This is a genomic window from Nocardiopsis synnemataformans, from assembly GCF_965343085.1.
GTDB classification, from domain to species: domain Bacteria; phylum Actinomycetota; class Actinomycetes; order Streptosporangiales; family Streptosporangiaceae; genus Nocardiopsis; species Nocardiopsis alborubida.
Genome location: NZ_CBDRFA010000041.1, coordinates 52689 through 71233, shown reverse-complemented (window position 1 = coordinate 71233; position 18545 = coordinate 52689). Strand labels below are relative to the sequence as shown.

Below are 18545 nucleotides of genomic sequence, written 5' to 3'. Positions count from 1 at the left end.
GGCGGCGAACTCAGGGAAACCGTTCCTTTACACACGGTAACAGGTGTAAACTGGGTGTATGAGCCGCACAAACATTGACATCGACGACGAGCTGGTCACTACCGCCATGGAACGCTTCCAGGTGGGCACCAAGCGCGAAGCCGTGGACATCGCCCTTCGCCGAGCTGTGGGCACGCCGCTCACCAAGGAGTTCCTCCTCAGCCTGGAGGGCATCGGCTGGGAGGGTGATCTGAACGAGATGCGCCGCTCCGGTTTCGAGGACGAGGCGCCCACCACGTGAACACCGTCTATCTGGTGGACAGCTCCGCCTGGGTGGAGTACCTGCGCAAGACCGGTTCCGAGACCCACGTCCTCGTCAGGGAACTCATCGAGGACGGGGCCACTCTGGCCACCACGGAACCCGTCGCCGCCGAGATCCTGAGCGGGGCGAAGAGCTCCACCGAACTCCAGCAGCTGGAACGCCTCACCGACGGGCTGATCCAGCTGTCCCTGGACAACAGGCTCGACTTCCACCATTCGGCTGGTATCTACCGCGAGGCCCGCTCCAGGGGCAAGACGATCCGCAAGCTCTACGACTGCCTCATCGCGGCCGTCGCCCTGCGCACCGACGCGGTCCTGGTGCACTGCGACCGCGACTTCGACCACCTCGCCGAGGTGCTCCCCCGGCTGCGCGTACAGCGGCACGACCAGGACCGAGCCCGCCGGGGCGGAAGGCCCTCCCCCGCCCCGGACCCGGATCAGCCGACGTTGCGCTCGTAGACCAGGCGCAGGCCGATGAGGGTCAGCCACGGCTCGTGCAGGTCGACGGTCTCGCACTCGGCAACCACGATGGAGGCGAGCCCCCCGGTGGCCACCACGGTCACGTCGTCGGGCGCGTCGGTGAGCTCGGCGACCATGCGGTCCACGATCCCGTCCACCTGCCCCGCGAACCCGAACACGATGCCCGAGCGCAGCGCCTCGGTGGTGTTCTTGGCGATGGCCGAGCGCGGCTTGACGATCTCCACCATGTGCAGCTGGGCACCGCGCCGGGACAGGGCGTCCACGGAGATGTCGATGCCCGGGGCGATGGCTCCGCCCACGTACTCCCCGCGGGCGCTGACCGCGTCGAAGGTCGTCGCGGTCCCGAAGTCCACCACCACCGCGGGGCCGCCGTAGAGGTGGTTGGCGGCCAGCGCGTTGATGATCCGGTCGCTGCCCACCTCCTTGGGGTTGTCCATCCGGATCGGCACCCCGGTCTTGACGCCGGGTTCGACGACCACGGCCGGGACGTCCCCGAAGTGGCGGCGGAACATGTCCCGCATCTCGTGCTGCACCGACGGGACCGAGCAGCACATGGCGATCCCGTCGATGTCCTCGGGGCGGCCCAGGCTGCTGCCGTCGACGAGCCCCCGCAGGACCACGGCCCACTCGTCGGCCGTGCGCCTGGTGTCGGTTCCCACCCTCCAGTGTTCGAGAAGGTCGTCGGATGCGAAGAGACCGAAGACCGTCTCGGAGTTGCCGACGTCGATCGCGAGCAGCATGCTGGGGGCCTCATCCGTGGTCGAAGTGGTGTGTTCTCAAGGAATCTTCCACCACCCGGGCCACTCACAACAGGTCAAGTGCGATATCCAGCGCCGGGCTGGAGTGGGTGAGCGCCCCGACCGCCAGGTAGTCCACCCCGGTGCGGGCCACGTCCCCCGCAACGTCCAGGGTCAGGCCGCCGGAGGACTCCAGCCGCGCGCGGCCCGCGACCAGCGCGACGGCCTCGCGGAGCCGTTCGACGGTGAAGTTGTCGAGCAGGATCTCCTCGGCGCCCGCGGCGATGGCGTCCCCGATCTGGTCGGTCCGGTCCACCTCGACCTCCAGGGGCAGGTCGGGGAAGCGCGCGCGGATGGCGCGGACCGCCTCGCCGACGCCGCCCGCGGCGACGACGTGGTTGTCCTTGACCAGCCCGGCGTCGCTGAGACCGTAGCGGTGGTTGACCCCGCCGCCGCAGCGCACGGCGTACTTCTCCAGTGCGCGCAGTCCCGGACGGGTCTTGCGACTGTCCCGGATCCGGGCGCCGGTACCGGCCACGGCGTCCACCCACGCGCGGGTGGCGGTGGCGATTCCGGACATATGGGTGAGGAAGTTGAGTGCGGTCCGCTCCGCGGTGAGCAGGTCGCGGGTGCGCGCGGTGACCGTCATCAGGACGTCGCCGCGCTTGACCGCGTCGCCGTCGGCCACGGTCCGGTGCGCCTCCAGGGCCCCGTCGGCGACCAGCCAGAAGACGAGTTCGGCGAGCGGAAGGCCGCTGACGGTGCCGTCGGCGCGGGCGACCACGTGCGCGGTGCGCACCTGGTCGCCGGGGATGGTCGCGACGGTGGTGACGTCGATGCCCGGTCCCGCCGTGAGGTCCTCGGACAGGGCGCGGCGGACCAGGTCCACGTGGGACTGAGAGGGGGCGCTGTGGGGCAGGGAGAACTCGGCGCGCGCGTCCGGATCGGCACCCGTGCCCGAACCCGCGAGGGGGAAGGCGATGGAGTCCAGCTCCGCGGTGAGCGCGGGCGGCAGGGAGGGCGTCCAGTCCTCATCCGTGGTCACGATGGTGTTCCCTTCCAGTCGGACGACGACGGGTCGGATCCGGAGCCCGGGTACGGGCTCGGGGTGGTCGGCGCGCTGGTGGGCGCCCCTGCTCTCGGTCCTGTGCAGCGCGGCGACGGCCACGAGCCGGGCCGCGGTGAGCAGGTTGGCGGTCTCCCAGGCGGCCACGTCGGGGGTGGCCGGGGAACCGGGGCGGGCGAGGGCGTCGAGTTCGGCGGTCAGCTCGGCGATCCCCTCGCCGGTGCGCAGCACCCCGGCGTGGCGTGACATCAGGGTACGCACGCGTGCGGCGGTGGCGGGGTCGGGAAGCGGCGTGACGGTGCCGGTGGCCTCGGCCCGCGCGGGCCGGGGGGCAGGGTCCTCCGCCAGGCGGGCGGCGATCCGGTCGGCGTAGACCAGTCCCTCCAGCAGGGAGTTGGAGGCGAGCCGGTTGGCGCCGTGCACCCCGGTGCGGGCGACCTCGCCGACGGCCCACAGTCCGGGGACCGAGGTGCGGCCGTCGATGTCGACCTCGGCGCCGCCGGACGCGTAGTGGGCGGCGGGGGCGACGGGGACCGGCTGGGCGAGCGGGTCGATGCCGTGCTCGCGACAGGAGGCGAGGATGGTCGGGAAGCGCCTCTCCCAGGTGGCCCGGCCGAAGTGGCGGGTCTCCAGGTAGACGTGGTCGACGCCCTGCTCGGCCATCGTGCGGGCGATGGTGCGGGCCACCACGTCGCGGGGGGCGAGGTCGGCCAGCTCGTGGACGCCTTCCATGATGCGCCTGCCCCCGGCGTCCACCAGGTAGGCGCCCTCGCCGCGCAGGGCCTCGGAGACCAGGGGCTGGCGCCCGCGCGCCTCGGGGCCGAGCCAGAGCACGGTGGGGTGGAACTGGATGAACTCCAGGTCGCGCAGGCGCGCCCCGGCGCGGGCGGCCAGGGCGAGGCCGTCGCCGGTGGACACGGGCGGGTTGGTGGTGGCGGCGAAGACCTGTCCCATGCCGCCGGTGGCCAGCACCACGGCGGGGGCCAGGACCGCGCCGACGCCGTCGCGGGCGCCCTCACCCATGACGTGCAGGGTGGCGCCGCACACCGCTCCCGTGCCGGGGTCGCGCAGGGCGTCCAGGGCCACGGCGTGCTCGACGGCCTCGATCCGCTCCTCGGCCAGGACGGCGGCCACGAGTGCGCGCTGGATCTCGGCGCCGGTGGCGTCGCCGCCCGCGTGCGCGACACGGTCGGCGCGATGGCCGCCCTCGCGGGTGAGGGCCAGGGCGCCGTCCTCGGCGAGGTCGAACTCGGCGCCCAGGCCGATGAGCCAGCGCAGGGCGTCGGGGCCCTCGGCGGCCAGGACGTTGACGGCGTGGGGGTCGGACAGGCCCGCCCCGGCCAGGTGGGTGTCGACCATGTGGGCGACGGGCCCGTCCTCGGGCGCCATGGCGGCGGCGATCCCGCCCTGGGCGTAGGCGGTGGAGCCGGTGGACAGGCGGTCCTTGGTGACCAGCACGACCCGGCCGCGCTCGGTGCGCTGGACGTAGCGCAGCGCGGTGCTCAGACCGGCGATGCCCGAGCCGACGACCGCGACTTCGGCCTCGATCGTCCACCCCGGCTCGGGCGCGTCGAGCCGTGTCTGGAGGGGTGTGCTCATCTGGACTCTCTCTTCCGGGGTGCCGCCGGTACGCGGCGCTGGTGTGCGACGGGTCCGGCCCCACCCCTGGGACTCGGGGCAGGGGACGACTCAGAGGGCCAGGGACACGTTGTCGATGAGCCGGGTCGCGCCCACACGGGCGGCGACGGCCAGGACGGCCTCGCCCGTGTGGTCGGCGGGGGCGTCGGCGAAGGTCGCGGGGTCGACCAGCGCGAGGTAGTCGAGCTCGACGGGGGGCTCGGCCTTGGCCGCGTCGTCCAGGACGGCCCGGGCCGCGGCGCGGACGGCGTCGGGGCCTCCGGCGGAGGCGGCCCGGCCCGCCTCCAGGGCGCGGGACAGGGACAGGGCGCTGGCGCGCTCGGCCCCGGACAGGTAGACGTTGCGGCTGGAGGTGGCCAGGCCGTCGGGGTCGCGCAGGGTGGGCGCGCCGACGATCTCCACGGGCATGTTGAGGTCGGCGGCCATGCGGCGGACCACGGCGAGCTGCTGGGCGTCCTTGCTCCCGAAGACCGCGAGGTCCGGGCCGACCAGGTGCAGGAGCTTGCTGACCACGGTGAGCACGCCGGTGAAGAACCCGGGGCGGGAGGCGCCCTCCAGCCGGTCGCCCATCGCGCCCGCGTGGACGGTGACCGCCTGTTCGGCGGGGTACATGGTGTCGACACCGGGCGCGAAGACCACGTCGACGCCCTCCTCCGCGCACACGGCGGTGTCGGTGCCCAGGGTGCGCGGGTAGCGGTCGAAGTCCTCGTTCGGCCCGAACTGGAGCGGGTTGACGAAGACGCTGACGACCACGGTGTCAGCGCGTTCGCGGGCCAGGCGCATGAGGCTGCGGTGGCCCTCGTGCAGGGCGCCCATGGTCGGGACGAGGGCGACGCTCCCGGCGTCGGCGAGGGCGCGGCTCAGCTCGTCGGGCGTGTGCGCGACGCGGGGGCCGGAGGTGGCGGAGTGGGGTGCGGATGCGGTCATCGGTGGTTTCCCGTGGTGGTGTTCTGCGTCGCGGCGGCCGTGCGCGCGCCGGACCCGGCGCTTCCTCAGCGGCGGAGGACGTCGAGCAGGCGCGCGGCGTCCTCGGGCTTGAGCATTCCGGCGTTGATGGCGCGGTCGGCGGTGAGCCGGGCGAGTTCGACGTAGCTGGCCACGCTCTCGGGGGCGTTCTCCCGCAGCTGCTCGATGTGCCCGGCGACGGTTCCGGCGTCGCCGCGCAGGACGGGGCCGCTCAGTCCGTGGATGCCCAGGCGCAGGGCGTTGTCCAGGGCCGCGCTGAGCATGGGGGCGAGCATGCGGCCGGGTTCGGGGACACCGGCGGAGGCGAGCAGGGCGGCGCTGTCGGAGACCAGGGTGACCAGGTGGTTGGCGCCTCCGGCGAGGGCCGCGTGGTAGAGGGTGCGCTTGTCCTCGGTGATCCACACGGGTTCGGCGCCCATCTCGACGACGAGGGCCTCGGCGATGGGGCGCAGCTGCTCGGGCGCGGTGACGCCGAACGCGCAGTTGGCGAGGCGGTCGACGTCCTCGTCGCGCCCGGTGAAGGTCATGGCGGGGTGGAGCGCGAGGGGCAGCGCGCCGACGAGGGTGGCGGGGGCCAGGACTCCGTAGCCGTGCGCGCCGCTGGCGTGGACGAGGATCTTGCCGCGCAGGTCGGTACCGGTGGAGGCGAGCCCCTCGATGAGTTCGGGGAGGGCGTCGTCGGGGACGGTGAGCAGGACGAGGTCGCTGGCCTCGGCGACCTGCGCCGGTTCGAGCACGCGCGCGGTGGGCAGGCGGTCGGCGACGCGGGCCCGGGAGGCGTCGGAGACCGCGGAGGCGGCGACGACCTTGTGCCCGGCCCGGCCGAGGGCCTGGCCGAGGACGGAGCCGACCCGGCCGGATCCGATGACGCCGACCCGCAGGCGGGCGGGGCGTCCCTGCGTCGTCTCCATGTGTGCCCCCTCGTGGTCCGAATGCGTCAGGCGCGTCCGGTTCCCGTCATGCCGGGGCGCCTGAGCACACGATAGTCCTCCCCGGCCGGTGACCTGGCGGCCCGCCCCCGCGCACGAGTGTGGGGGCGGACACCGCGTCCGCCCCCACGCCCCGCTCCGTCAGCCCCCTCCGCGGGGCCGGTCGGATCAGTCCTGGATGATCACCCCGGTGTTGAAGCACGAGCCCAGGGACTGGCCGAAGGCGGCGTTGGAGTTGCCGCAGCCCGTGTTCGTGTTCGCGAGGCCGTTGATGTAGGAGAGGTTGCCGCTGAAGTCGGAACCGTAGTTGGAGGTCCAGGTGCCGACGTTCGCGGCCGCCGGTGCCGCGGTGAGGAGGACCCCGGCGGAGGCGAGGATCACGGCACTGGTGGCGAGCGTCTTCTTGAGCACTGCGCGTCTCCTTCTGTGTCCGGTCGGGGGGACCGCCGGACGAGTGGTTGTGTGGTGGCGCCCTGGGGAGCCGCTCACGAAACTACCCCTGGAGGGCCCTTGTTTCCCCGCTTTGAACTGGTCTTATAACGAGAAACATCCTTATGTTCACCCTCCGTGCCCGCGCCTCTCGGATGCGATCGGGACAAAGGCTCCGACATCGGCGGGAGGCGCGTGCGCGCAGCGTCACCGGCTTAACGGTTTCCAGTCGGACGACAATTGCGGTTGCGGTCGAGCGGAAGGGGGCGGGTCGCTGCCGGGGTTCGCGGGGCGGATCCGGGAGAATCGCGTGCGGGACTCGGACGCGGCGAAGGCGCCACCCCGTCGTCACGGAATGGCGCCTCGTTCGGGAGCCCGTCGCCCGGCGGGACCGGGACGGGCCGTCCGGAGCTGCTATCAGTTCTTCACGGTGGCGCCGGAGTCGATGCAGTTGGCACCGGCCACACCGAGGACCGCGATGGCGTTGCCGCAGACGTTGATCGGCACGTCCAGGTCGGCCACGAGCTGGTTGCCCCCCAGGATGCTTCCGTTGCCGGAGGTCGAGACGTTGCTGTTGGCCATGGCCGGAGCGCCGGTGAGCAGGACGCCCGCGGCGGCGGCGACGATGGCACTGGCGGCGAAAGCCTTCTTCAGCATGTGGTTTCTCCCGTCGGACCGGTTGGCGGGGGGCGCCAACCGGTCGATACCATTGACTATGTGTATGACAGCGAACACTCCTCGTGTTCGGTCACCATTTAGCCATACTCCCTCACCCCACGTGGCCATAACGTGAAAGCGTTTCGCGGCCGCAAGCTGGAAGTATCACCATCCGCGCACATCCATGTCCGACATGTGGACCACAAAAGGAAGCCCGAGAGCCCCTCAATGTGACACACGACACATCAGCGTTCGGGGGTGTCCCGGGCCCCCTCCGTACCGTTCTCGGCTGAGGTGTCGCCGGTGCCGTTTTTCCCGGCTTCCGGAGCCCCTGGTCCCGGATTCTCGGTTTCGGGACCTTTGGCCCGCGGTTCCAGGAACCGCGGGCGGCCGCCCGGCGGCGGCGCGGCGGGAACCGGGTCCTCGGCAGGTGCCGGGCCGTCCGGGCCCTCGACGGGCACCGGCTCCCCGGGTCCGGCCACCTCGAAGGAGGGCGGACCGGCGGACCCGGGTCGCCGGGTGAGGGTGGCGCGGGTCGCCCAGCGCTCCGTGCCCACCGCGGGCACCCGGGCCCGGCGCCCGTGTTCGGCCAGGGCGTCCAGGAAGCGGCGCGCCTCCAGCGCCTCGCGCCCGTGGGCCCTGGCGCGGACCGGCCCCGGGGGCGTGTCCACGTCCACCGCGACACGCCCCGTGACGCGGGCCAGCGGTCCGGCCACCAGGCGCACAGTCTGGACGCGTTCCACCGGGACGATCTCCGTCACCAGGCAGAACAGGCCGCGTGTGCTGACGAAGAGGTGCTCGTCCACGCCCACCAGGCTCGGCACCGGCCTGTCGTTGGGCACGAGCGGCACGTGGGCCGCCTCGCTCTCCGGGAACAGCTCGTTGACCAGCGCGAAGGCCGTCCGACGCGGCGCCACGGGCAGCAGGGTGGCCGAGTCGCCCTGGCGTGCGCCCGCGTAACCGGCGACGTTGGCCTCGACCCGCGCCACGCCCAGGGCCCGCCAGAGCAGGGGCTCGACCACGCGCACGGCCTGCACGCGCCCCGGCGGGACGGTCTGCATGCGCCGCTGGAACATGCCGTAGCGCAGGCGCAGGCCGTCGGAGGACAGGGAGGCGTAGTAGTCGGTGTAGCGGGCCAGGGGCCCCCAGAAGTAGCGCAGCAGCCCCAGGGTGAGCGGCAGGAGCGCGCCCACCACGCCCGGCTCCGCGAAGACCGCGCCCGCGGTGGCGAGCATGAGCAGCGCGATGAAGGACAGCAGGACCGGCACGCGGAAGGTCAGCGCGCCGAGCAGCAGCAGGAAGGGCAACCGGTAGAACGGCCACTCCGGTGCCTCCGGCGAGCGCCCGGGGAGCCCTGCGGCGTGCGCGAGGACGGCCACGCGCAGGCGCTCGGCCAGGACCCGGGGCAGGCAGCGCAGCCGGATGTCGCTCCCGTCGCCACCCGCCAGTTCGATGCGCAGTTCGGCCATGCCGAACACCTGGAGGAACAGGGGCCGGACCACGTCCACCGCCTGGAGGCGGCTGAGCGGGACCTCCCGCGAACTGCGCCTGACCAGGCCGCTGTGCACGACCAGGTGGTCCTCGCGCAGCCCGAAGGTGGCGTACCACCACGCGGGCAGGGCGTAGGCGAGCGTGCCGAAGACGACGGCCACCGCCATCATCACGACCCAGGCGAGGCCGAAGGTGTTGAGGATCGGGCCGACCAGCGCCACGAAGACCAGGGTCACCGCGATGACCTGGAGCGGGATACTCATCCAGTGCGAGCGGAACACGCCCGTGGTGACGTCGTCCTCCGGCCGCGGGGGCCGGACCGGCGGGGGCCGCCACCCGGACGGTGGCAGCAGGGTGGGCGGCTGCGGCGGCCCGAACGGCGGCCCCGGGGGTCCCGGGGGTCCCGGCGGCCCGAAGGGAGCTCCTGGAGGCCCCGGAGGGCCGGGAGGCCCCTGATACCCCGGAGGCCCCGGTCGGACGTGCGGGCCCGGAGGACCCTGCGGCGGCTGAGCTGGTCCGTGCACTTACAACCCCGTCGAGAAGCTCTCACTGCGCGCCGCGAGCCGGTCGCGCATCCGGACGGCCTCGGCCAGCGGCAGCCCGACCACCCGGGTGTCCGCGGTGCTGGCGGCGGTGCGCACCTGCACGGTGGCGATGCCCAGGGCCTGTTCGAGGAGGTCGGCGGTGACGTCCACGACCTGCATCCGGCCGTAGGGGATGACCACCAGCTGCCTCACGAACACCCCGTAGGTGAGGTAGAGCTCCTCGGAGGCCTCCGCGTAGCCCCACGACCGGCGGAAGAGCCCGGCCAGGGCCCAGCCCGCGACCAGGACCGCCGCGGCCAGCACCGCCCAGGCGGCGGCCCAGGGCCAGGAGGTCCGCACGAGCAGCAGCAGAACGCCCCCGCCCCCGGCGATCAGGCACAGTACGCCCACCACGATCCGGCGGTACCAGGCCAGGGCGGGCGACACACGGCTCCAGGAGGCGTCCCCGGGCGGTGCGAACGCCGCGTCGAGCGGCCTGGAGGGCCCGGGCGGCGGTGTCGTGTCACTGGTCTCCACGGAGCCAGTCAACCATCCGGGGGCAAGCACCGGCAGACCGACGCGGCGCGCAGGCGAATTCGGACGAAAGACCCCGAGGCGTCAGAACCGGGCGCCGTCCGGCGGTTCGTCGTCCTCGGGGACCCGGCAGGCGTGCTCCAGGTACAGGGCGGCGGCCAGCAGCAGCCCCGACGACAGGGCCGTGCCCAGCGCGGTGAGGAACACCTCCCGGTGCACGGGCAGCACCAGCGTGTCCGACACCGACAGCGCCATCCCCGCGAAGAAGCCCAGTGCCAGGGCCGCGAACAGCGCGCTGGCCTTGGCCAGGGCGACCAGGCGGGCGGCGCTGAGCGGCTGCATCGGCTCGGTGCCCGGCTCCCGGCGGATGCGCCTGCGGGTCCGCCCCGCCGTGTAGCCCTCGGCGACCGCGAGCAGCAGCAGGGTCGGGATCGCCGACCACGGCAGCAGCGGCAGACCCGACAGGGAGTTGGTGATCAGCACCCCCGCGAGGGCGCCGACCACCGCCAGCAGGGACGGCACCCGCCACCCGGTGGGGCGCATCCGCCCCTCCTCGTCCTGGGGCATCAGTCGCGCCCCGGCAGACGCAGCCGCAGGTCGTCGCGCCGGTGCAGCCCCTGCTCACCGCAGGCGTCCAGCAGGTCGGCGACCGGCCCCCTCCCGGGCAGACGCGCCCCGGGGTCGGCGTCCAGCCAGGGCCGGAGCACGAACCCCCTCTGGTGGGCGCGCGGATGCGGCAGGGTCAGCTCCGGGTCGTCGTCGCGCACGTCCCCGAACGCGATGACGTCCACGTCCAGCGTGCGCGGCCCCCAGCGGACCTCGCGGACGCGGTCGAAGGCCCGCTCGGCCGCCTGGGCGCGCTCCAGCAGGGCGCGGGGCGGGCCGTTGGTGTCCACGACCAGGACCGCGTTGAGGAAGGCGCCCTGTTCGGGTCCGCCCACCGGCGCGGTCTCGTAGACGGGGGACACCGCCACCGGGACCGGCGCGTCCGCGCCGCCCAGCAGTGTGTCCACGGCCCCCTGGAGGGTCGCCATGCGGTCCCCGAGGTTGGACCCCAGGGAGAGCACGGCACGCCGTGTGGAGAGGTCGCGCCGCGCCCGGACCACGGTGACGGCCACGTCGGCGAACTCGTGCTCGATGGGCGCCGACGGCTTGTGCACCGTCACCTCCGCCCGCTCGACCAGCGGTTCGGCCAGGCACTCCCGGGCCAGCCGCTCGGCGAGGGTCTCGATCAGGTTGACCGGATCCCCGGTCACGATCGCGACCAGCCGGTCGGCGAGCAGGCCGTAGTGGACGGTGTCGCCCACGTCGTCGGAGGCCGCCGCGGGGGCGGTGTCCAGGTACAGCACCGCGTCGACCACGAAGTCCTGGCCCTCCCTGCGCTCGAAGTCGAACACGCCGTGGTGGCCGCGTGCCCGCAGTCCGCGGAGCGCGACGCGATCGGGCATCAGGCCTCGACCTCTCCCTCGTCCTCGTCGTCCTCCATGAGCACGGGCGAGGCGTGGTGCGACCACAGCCGCCACCCCTGGTCGGTGTCCACGAACAGGTTGGTGGTGACCACCTGGCCGCCCGCGACGAAGCCGGGGCTGTCCTCCTCGGCGGTCAGCACGTTCTCCTCGCACGTGACCATGGCGATGTCGCCGCCGATCCCGATGTGGGTCTCGGTGAGCACGTACTGGATGTAGGTGACGTTGGCCATGATCAGCGACCAGGCGCGCATGATCTCGGTGCGTCCGCGCAGCAGTGGCCAGCCGGGGTTCACGCACACCAGGTCGGGCGCCTCGTGCTCCTCCGCCCAGACGCTGCGCATCAGGTCGATGTCGCCGTTCTCGATGGCGCTGTAGAACTGCGCGTTGGCCTCGGCCACGCGCTCCATGACCTCCTGGCGCGACTTCACAGGCGGCCCTCCACCGGCTCGGCGCGTCCCTCGTCCAGACGGGCGCCCCCGTCGGACCAGGCCGCCGCCACGCGGACGGCGTCGGCGCTGGGACGGACGTCGTGCACCCGCACGGCCCACGCCCCCCGGTCAGCGGACAGGGTGGTGACGGCCGCGGTGGCGGCGTCGCACTCTGCGAAGGGGCGGTCCTCGCCCTTGGCGTCGCCGAGCAGGCGGCTCAGGAAGCGCTTGCGCGATCCGGCCACCAGCACGGGGCGTTCCAGCTCGTGGAAGCGCTCCAGCTGGTGCAGGAGCGCCCAGTTGTGCGCCTGTTCGGGGCGCTTGGAGAATCCCAGCCCGGGGTCCAGAACGATCTGGCCGGGGTCGACACCTGCACTGATCATGGCCTCCATACGGTCGCGGAGCTCATCGAGGACCTCCTGGACGACATCCGTGTACACGGCACGGCTCTGCATGTCATGACTATGCCCACGCCAGTGCATCAACACGTAGGCAACGCCGGAAGAGGCCACGAGTCGGGCCATGGCCGGGTCGGCCAGCCCGCCGCTGACGTCGTTGACCAGGACGGCCCCGGCCTCCACGGCCTTCTCGGCGACCTCGGCGCGCATGGTGTCGACGCTGACGGCGACACCCCGCGCGGAGAGCTCCCGCACGACCGGTTCGACCCTGCGCAGCTCCTCCTCCGCGGAGACGCGCTGCGCGCCGGGACGGGTGGACTCACCGCCCACGTCGATCATGTCCGCGCCCTCCTCGACCAGGCGCGTCCCGTGTTCGATCGCCCTGTCGGGATCGAACCACGCGCCGCCGTCGGAGAACGAGTCGGGGGTGACGTTCACGACCCCCATGACCAGGCACCGCCCGCGGTCAGGCAGGCCCGGAAGTGTGTGTTTCGGCCGCATAAGGATCACCCTACGCGTACGCCGGAAAACCGGAGGCGCGCGCCCGGGGCTTGCGCACGCCCGGGAGAACACGGAACCCTCCCCCGCGACCGAGGTCGCCGGGGAGGGTTCAGGGGAGGGACGCGCCCGGCCGCCCCGGGGAGGGCTTGGCGCGGCCCTACCGCTGGCTCAGGATCAGGCTCATCGCCTCGGAGCGGGTCCGGTCACTGCTGCGGAAGATCCCCCGCACCGCCGAGGTGACGGTCTTGGCCCCGGGCTTGCGCACCCCGCGCATGGTCATGCACAGGTGCTCGGCCTCGACCACGACGATCACCCCGCGCGGCTGGAGGAACTCCATGATCGCGTCCGACACCTGGCCGGTGAGCCGCTCCTGCACCTGCGGGCGGCGCGCGTACACGTCCACCAGGCGGGCGAGCTTGCTCAGACCGGTGATGCGGCCGTCCGCGCCGGGGATGTAGCCCACGTGCGCCACCCCGTAGAACGGCACCAGGTGGTGCTCGCAGGTGGAGTAGAGCTCGATGTCCTTGACCAGGACCATCTCCTCGTGTCCGGCCTCGAACACGGTGGTGAGCACGTCCCCGGGCTTTTGTCCCAGCCCCGCGAACTGCTCCTCGTAGGCCCTGGCCACCCGCTCGGGAGTCTTGACCAGGCCGTCGCGGTCCGGGTCCTCGCCGATGGCGAGCAGGATCTCGCGGACGGCCCGCTCGATGCGCGGACGGTCCACGGATCTGGGAGGTAGTTCCTCAGCCGCGCTCACGCCTCGTCCCCCTCACCTCTGGCGGACGGCCCCGGGAGCTGTCCGTTGGCCGAGGAGCCCCGGACCGCCTGGGGGTCCTGGACGTCCGTGGAGCCCTGCACCGCACCGGCACCGGCCCCCGTGACCTCGGCACCGTTGAGCACGGCCAGCTCCTTCTTGGAGTGCACCGGAGGCCGCTCCGAGGGCTGGCGCTTGCCGTACCCCGTGTAGGAACCGCGGGACGGGCGCTTGACCACCGGCGCGAAGATCTCCAGCACCTGGGCCTTGGACAGGGTCTCCTTCTCCAGCAGCGCCACGACCAGGTCGTCCAGGACGTCCCGGTACTCGACGAGGACGTCGTAGGCCTCGTCGTGCGCGGACTCGATGAGGCGGCGCACCTCCTCGTCGATGATGGAGGCGATCTCCTCGGAGTACTCGCGGGCGTGCGACATCTCCCGGCCCAGGAAGGGCTCGGTGTTGCCGGAGCCGAACTTGCGGGCGCCCAGCCGCTCGCTCATGCCGTACTCGGTGACCATGTTGCGGGCCAGGCTGGTGGCCTTGTCGATGTCGTTGCCCGCGCCGGTGGTGGGCTCGTGGAAGACGAGCTCCTCCGCGGCGCGGCCGCCGAGCATCATCGCGAGCTGGTCCATCATCTGCGAGCGCGAGGTGAGGAACTTGTCCTCCGTCGGCACCGACATCGTGTAGCCCAGGGCCCGGCCGCGCGGCAGGATGGTGATCTTGTGCACCGGGTCGGAGTTGGGCAGCGCGTGGCCCACCAGGGCGTGGCCGCCCTCGTGGTAGGCGATGACCTTCTTCTCCCGGTCGGACATCACCCGGGTCTTGCGCTCGGGACCGGCCATGACCCGCTCGATCGCCTCCTCCAGGACGGCGTGGGTGATGACCTTCTGGTCGCCGCGCGCGGACAGCAGGGCGCCCTCGTTGATGACGTTGGCCAGGTCGGCGCCGGTCATCCCGGCGGTCTGGCGGGCGATGACGTTGAAGTCGACGTCGTCCGCCATGGGCTTGCCCTTGGCGTGGACCTTGAGGATGTCGCGGCGGCCGTCCATGTCCGGGCGGTCCACGACGACCTGCCGGTCGAAGCGGCCGGGGCGCAGCAGCGCCGGGTCGAGGATGTCGGGCCGGTTGGTGGCGGCGATGAGGATGACGCCGCCCTTGACGTCGAAGCCGTCCATCTCGACCAGCATCTGGTTGAGGGTCTGCTCGCGCTCGTCGTGCCCGCCGCCCATACCGGCGCCGCGGTGGCGGCCGACGGCGTCGATCTCGTCGATGAAGATGATCGCGGGGGCGTTGGCCTTGGCCTGCTCGAACAGGTCGCGCACGCGGGAGGCGCCCACACCGACGAACATCTCGACGAAGTCCGAGCCGGAGATGGAGTAGAACGGGACCTCGGCCTCACCGGCCACGGCGCGGGCCAGGAGGGTCTTACCGGTTCCGGGCGGTCCCATCAGGAGCACGCCCTTGGGGATCTTGGCGCCCATCGCCTGGAACTTGGCCGGGTTCTGGAGGAACTCCTTGATCTCGTGGAGCTCCTCGATGGCCTCGTCGGCCCCGGCGACGTCGGAGAAGGTGTTCTTGGGCGTGTCCTTGGTGATGAGCTTGGCCTTGGACTTGCCGAAGTTCATCACGCGCGAACCGCCGCCCTGCATCTGGCTGAAGATGAACCAGAAGATGACGATGATGATGACCAGAGGCAGCAGGCTGAACAGCGCGGTGGTCCACACCGGTGTGGTGGCGACCGAGACCTCGTAGGACTCCAGGCTGGAGCCCTCGCTGTCCAGGGAGGACTGGAGCATCTCCGCGAGCTGGAGGCCCTGCCCCTCGACCCAGTACGCCTCGTAGATCTCGTCGTCCACGGTGGTCAGCACGATGCGCTGGTCGCGGTCGACGATCTCGGCGTTGTCCACCTCGTCCTGCTCGATGAGCTGGTGGACGGTCGAGATGTCGGTCTCCGTGGGTTGGGGACCGCCACCGACGTCGAACACGCGGAAGCCGATGATGAGCATGAGGCCGACGGCCAGGATCCATATCCACGGGCCGCGGAAAAAACGCTTCAGATTCATGTGAGCGGAACCCTGTCGGGTCCGTCCCTCCTGACCAGGCCGCCCCACCCCAGAGGAGTTTCCGAAGCAGGACCTATCGGACACGTGGTTCCCCGGAACGTCGCCGGGATATTTCGACGGTACACCTCGCCCCCAAGGGCGGGCACGCCCGCACGGACGACCGGACGGGAACCGTCATGAAGGCAACGACGACACCCCACCGCGTTGTTCCCGTGGCTCTCCCCACAGCCTCCGTACGGGTCCGTGCGAGCCCGCACGGAGAGCGTGGTCTCGTACTTGTGGCGAGTCTCGACCGTCCAACCCCGCTACAAGTACGAGGTCATCACGGAGGAAACCCCTACGTTTCCGGCCAGACCGCTAGCCCTCGTAGACGTGCGGGGCGAGGGTGCCGATGAAGGGCAGGTTGCGGTACTTCTCGGCGTAGTCGAGGCCGTAGCCGACGATGAACTCGTTGGGCAGGTCGAAGCCGACGTACTCGACGTGCAGGTCCACGTCGAAGGCCAGCGGCTTGCGGACCATGGTGCAGACCTCCACCGAGCGGGGCCCGCGCGACTTCAGGTTGCCGATCAGCCACGACAGGGTCAGACCGGAGTCGATGACGTCCTCGACGATGAGGACGTCGCGGTCCTTGATGTCGGTCTCCAGGTCCTTGAGGATGCGGACCACCCCGGAGGAGGTGGTCCCGGCCCCGTAGGAGGAGACCGCCATCCAGTCCATGGAGACCGGGGTGTGCAGTACCCGGGCGAGGTCGGCCATCACCATCACCGCGCCCTTGAGCACACCGACGATGAGCAGGTCCTTGTCCGCGTAGTCGGCGTCGATCCGTGCGCCGATCTCCTCCAGGCGGGCCTTGATCTCTTCCTCGGTGACCAGGACCTTCTCCAGGTCCCGACCCATGTCTTTGGCGTCCACGCTGATGTCCTCGCTGCTGGGTTCCCCGTTTGCGGCAACCAGGATAAACGTGCCGAACACGGCGGCGGAGCCGGACCGGCCCGTCTTCCCCCCGCGACGGCGCGTCCCGCGGGGCGGACACGCCGGGCACAGCCGGACCTCAGCCCTCGAAACGGACACGGCCCGCGGCACGAAGGCCCCGGACGCCTCCGGGCAGGTCGATGTGGGCCTGACCACGCCACGCGGTGACCAACCGGTCCAGTTCGCGCACGTGCCGGGCGGTCAGCGCGCTGGCCGGACAGCCCGCGGCGAGCGCGGCGCGGCGCAGCACCCGGGTGCGCAGGGACTCGGGAGCCCGCTCCAGCGGCGCCACCGCCAGCGCGGGCCCGACCGGGCGCGCGTCCCCGCGGTCGCCGTCCCGCCGGTCCCCGTCCCCCGGGGCGGACGCCTCCTCGAAAAGGCCGTCGGCGAGCAGGTCCAGGGTGTCGGCGTCCGCGCGCAGCATGCCCGCCGTGCGGGCGAGCGCGGCGGCGATTCCCGGCCCCAGCGCGCGTTCCAGGGCGGGCAGCGCCTCGTGGCGCACCCGCGACCGGGCGAAGCGGGGGTCGAGGTTGTGCGGGTCCTCCCACGCGTCCAGCCCCATCCGGGCGCAGGCCTCGCGCACGGTGGCGCGGTCCAGGTCCAGCAGGGGGCGCAGGCGGTGGCCGGTGCGCGGCGCCATGCCCGCCAGCGAGCGGGCCCCGGAGCCGCGTGCCAGACCGAGAAGGACCGTCTCGGCCTGGTCGTCGAGGGTGTGGCCGAGCAGCACCACGGCGGGGGCGCGGTCGGCGACCGCTCCGTCCAGGGCCTCGTAGCGGGCGCGCCGGGCGGACGCCTCGGGCCCGCCCGGGCCGGTCACCCGCACCGACCTGACCAGGACGGGGTCGAGTCCGAGCCCGGCCAGGACCTTGGCCACGGCCTCGGCGCGCTGGGCCGATCCCTCCTGGAGCCCGTGGTCGACGGTGACCGCCCCCGCGGCCCGGCCGACACGGGGGGCCTCGAAGGCCACCGCGCCCGCCAGCGCCAGGGAGTCGGCGCCGCCGCTGCACGCCACGAGCGCCGTGGTGTCGGCGGGCAGGTCGCGCAGCGCCCGCCGGACCGCCGAGCGCACGGCGGCGACGGCGGGGTGCGGACCGCTCACTCGTTGATGGCGGCCGGGCGCACGACCCGGTCGATCCAGGCTGTGGGGTTGCGGATCTCCGCCAGGGTGGGCAGGGTCTCGGGCGAGGTCCACACCCGGTTGAACTCGGTCATGCCGACCGCGGCCACCACGGCGCGGACGAAGGCGGCGCCCTCCTCGTACTGGCGCATCTTCATGTCCATGCCCAGCAGCTGGCGCATGATCCGGTCGACCGGGTTGGCGGACTCGCGGCGCTTCTGGAAGCGGGCGCGGATGGTGGCGACGGTGGGCACCACCTCGGGGCCCACGGCGTCCATGACGAAGTCGCCGTGGCCCTCGGCGAGGCTCATGACCGCGGTGACCCGGTCCATGATCTCGCTCTGCTCGGGGCTCTGGATGGCGGTGATGAGGTTGCTCTCGCCCCCGCCCCGGACGGCGTCGGCGACGGCCTCGCCCGCGGCGCGCAGCCTGCCGATGAGGTCGCCCGCGTCCATCTCCGACGACAGGAGCAGTTCCTGCATGAGGTCCTGGACGTGGCCGCGCAGCCACGGCGTGGCCGTGAACTGCATGCGGTGGGTCTCCTCGTGCAGGCACACCCACAGCCGGAAGTCCCGGGAATCGACGTCCATCTCGCGTTCGGCGTTGACGATGTTGGGCGCCACCAGCGTCAGACGGCCGGTCGGCAGGGTGCCGTCGGGGTCCGGTGGCAGGAAGAGTTCGTACTGGCCGAGGACCTTCCCCGCCAGGTAGGAGAGCACCGCTCCGAGCTGCACCCCGGTGATCCGGGAGCCGACCGCGCTGGTCAGGTTCCCGGCCGGACTGTTGTTGAGCCGGTCGGCGCCCATCTGTTCGAGTACGGGTTCGATGACCACTCGGAACCCGTCGACGTTGGCTCGGATCCAGCCGGGGCGGTCCACGATGACCGCGGGGCCCGCTGGTTCGAGGGGGTTCATTCCGGTGAATTCGCGTACGTGTCCGGCCGCCACGGTGGAGAGTTCGCGCAACTGCGCGACGGCCTGCCGCGCGTCGGACAGGTCCACCTGCGGGCCCGGGCGCACGAGGCGGACACCGGTGTTCACGGCTACGTCCCAGTCGATCACAGTCACACCGCCAGCCTACCCACGAGGCGCG

At 72.4% G+C, this 18545-nt stretch carries 19 protein-coding genes and 1 pseudogene; 2 read left to right on the top strand and 18 right to left on the bottom strand.

Annotated elements, in window-relative coordinates:
- Positions 1-58: 58 nt before the first annotated feature.
- Positions 59-280, top strand: coding sequence for a type II toxin-antitoxin system VapB family antitoxin (locus ACSIH6_RS23010; protein ID WP_435110382.1), 222 nt, complete (start codon positions 59-61; stop codon positions 278-280).
- The gene (gene vapC, locus ACSIH6_RS23005; RefSeq protein WP_435110380.1) at positions 277-759 is read left to right on the top strand and encodes a type II toxin-antitoxin system VapC family toxin; all 483 of its coding nucleotides are present in this window, start codon (positions 277-279) and stop codon (positions 757-759) included. Before ACSIH6_RS23010 ends, vapC begins: the two co-directional genes overlap by 4 nt.
- On the opposite strand, the gene ACSIH6_RS23000 is transcribed toward vapC, so the two are convergent.
- From ACSIH6_RS23000 to ACSIH6_RS22915, 18 genes and pseudogenes are all read right to left on the bottom strand, one after another.
- Positions 738-1520 (bottom strand): type III pantothenate kinase, encoded by a 783-nt coding sequence (locus tag ACSIH6_RS23000; RefSeq protein ID WP_435110379.1) that lies wholly within the window; start codon positions 1518-1520, stop codon positions 738-740. The genes vapC and ACSIH6_RS23000 overlap by 22 nt on opposite strands.
- 64 nt (positions 1521-1584) lie before the next feature.
- Positions 1585-4182, bottom strand: coding sequence for an L-aspartate oxidase (locus ACSIH6_RS22995; RefSeq protein WP_435110378.1), 2598 nt, complete (start codon positions 4180-4182; stop codon positions 1585-1587).
- A 90-nt stretch (positions 4183-4272) separates the two neighbouring features.
- Entirely contained in the window at positions 4273-5148 is an 876-nt protein-coding gene (panC, locus tag ACSIH6_RS22990) for a pantoate--beta-alanine ligase (protein ID WP_435110377.1), read from the bottom strand.
- Between the two features lie 65 nt (positions 5149-5213).
- Positions 5214-6098 (bottom strand): Rossmann-like and DUF2520 domain-containing protein, encoded by an 885-nt coding sequence (locus ACSIH6_RS22985; protein ID WP_435110376.1) that lies wholly within the window; start codon positions 6096-6098, stop codon positions 5214-5216.
- A 186-nt stretch (positions 6099-6284) separates the two neighbouring features.
- On the bottom strand, positions 6285-6527 hold the full coding sequence (locus ACSIH6_RS22980) for a hypothetical protein (protein WP_061081537.1): 243 nt from the start codon (positions 6525-6527) through the stop codon (positions 6285-6287).
- 435 nt (positions 6528-6962) lie between these two features.
- Positions 6963-7202, bottom strand: a complete 240-nt coding sequence (locus ACSIH6_RS22975) for a chaplin family protein (protein ID WP_435110375.1) — start codon at positions 7200-7202, stop codon at positions 6963-6965.
- Positions 7203-7447: 245 nt separating this feature from the next.
- Positions 7448-9046: a PH domain-containing protein gene (locus ACSIH6_RS22970; protein ID WP_435110388.1), complete on the bottom strand. Its 1599-nt coding sequence runs from the start codon at positions 9044-9046 to the stop codon at positions 7448-7450.
- 171 nt (positions 9047-9217) lie between these two features.
- On the bottom strand, positions 9218-9664 hold the full coding sequence (locus tag ACSIH6_RS22965; RefSeq protein ID WP_435110387.1) for a PH domain-containing protein: 447 nt from the start codon (positions 9662-9664) through the stop codon (positions 9218-9220).
- A 171-nt stretch (positions 9665-9835) separates the two neighbouring features.
- On the bottom strand, positions 9836-10318 hold the full coding sequence (locus tag ACSIH6_RS22960) for a DUF3180 domain-containing protein (RefSeq protein ID WP_435110374.1): 483 nt from the start codon (positions 10316-10318) through the stop codon (positions 9836-9838).
- Positions 10318-10857, bottom strand: coding sequence for a 2-amino-4-hydroxy-6-hydroxymethyldihydropteridine diphosphokinase (gene folK / locus ACSIH6_RS22955; protein WP_435110386.1), 540 nt, complete (start codon positions 10855-10857; stop codon positions 10318-10320). The genes ACSIH6_RS22960 and folK overlap by 1 nt, the downstream gene beginning before the upstream one ends.
- A pseudogene (gene folB / locus ACSIH6_RS22950) lies at positions 10840-11199 on the bottom strand (dihydroneopterin aldolase); the annotation flags it as partial. The pseudogene folB and the gene folK, both read right to left, overlap by 18 nt.
- A complete protein-coding gene (locus tag ACSIH6_RS22945; RefSeq protein ID WP_017563059.1) occupies positions 11199-11648 on the bottom strand; it encodes a nuclear transport factor 2 family protein in 450 nt (149 codons plus the stop codon). The pseudogene folB and the gene ACSIH6_RS22945, both read right to left, overlap by 1 nt.
- Positions 11645-12547 (bottom strand): dihydropteroate synthase, encoded by a 903-nt coding sequence (gene folP / locus ACSIH6_RS22940; protein ID WP_435110373.1) that lies wholly within the window; start codon positions 12545-12547, stop codon positions 11645-11647. The genes ACSIH6_RS22945 and folP overlap by 4 nt, the downstream gene beginning before the upstream one ends.
- A gap of 157 nt (positions 12548-12704) precedes the next feature.
- Positions 12705-13304: a GTP cyclohydrolase I FolE gene (folE, locus tag ACSIH6_RS22935; protein WP_435110372.1), complete on the bottom strand. Its 600-nt coding sequence runs from the start codon at positions 13302-13304 to the stop codon at positions 12705-12707.
- A complete protein-coding gene (ftsH, locus tag ACSIH6_RS22930) occupies positions 13301-15364 on the bottom strand; it encodes an ATP-dependent zinc metalloprotease FtsH (RefSeq protein ID WP_435110371.1) in 2064 nt (687 codons plus the stop codon). Before ftsH ends, folE begins: the two co-directional genes overlap by 4 nt.
- Before the next feature lie 357 nt (positions 15365-15721).
- Positions 15722-16276: a hypoxanthine phosphoribosyltransferase gene (hpt, locus tag ACSIH6_RS22925; RefSeq protein WP_190394508.1), complete on the bottom strand. Its 555-nt coding sequence runs from the start codon at positions 16274-16276 to the stop codon at positions 15722-15724.
- Positions 16277-16415: 139 nt separating this feature from the next.
- A complete protein-coding gene (gene tilS / locus ACSIH6_RS22920) occupies positions 16416-17435 on the bottom strand; it encodes a tRNA lysidine(34) synthetase TilS (protein ID WP_435110370.1) in 1020 nt (339 codons plus the stop codon).
- A complete protein-coding gene (locus ACSIH6_RS22915) occupies positions 17432-18514 on the bottom strand; it encodes a zinc-dependent metalloprotease (RefSeq protein ID WP_435110385.1) in 1083 nt (360 codons plus the stop codon). Before ACSIH6_RS22915 ends, tilS begins: the two co-directional genes overlap by 4 nt.
- Positions 18515-18545: the final 31 nt, after the last annotated feature.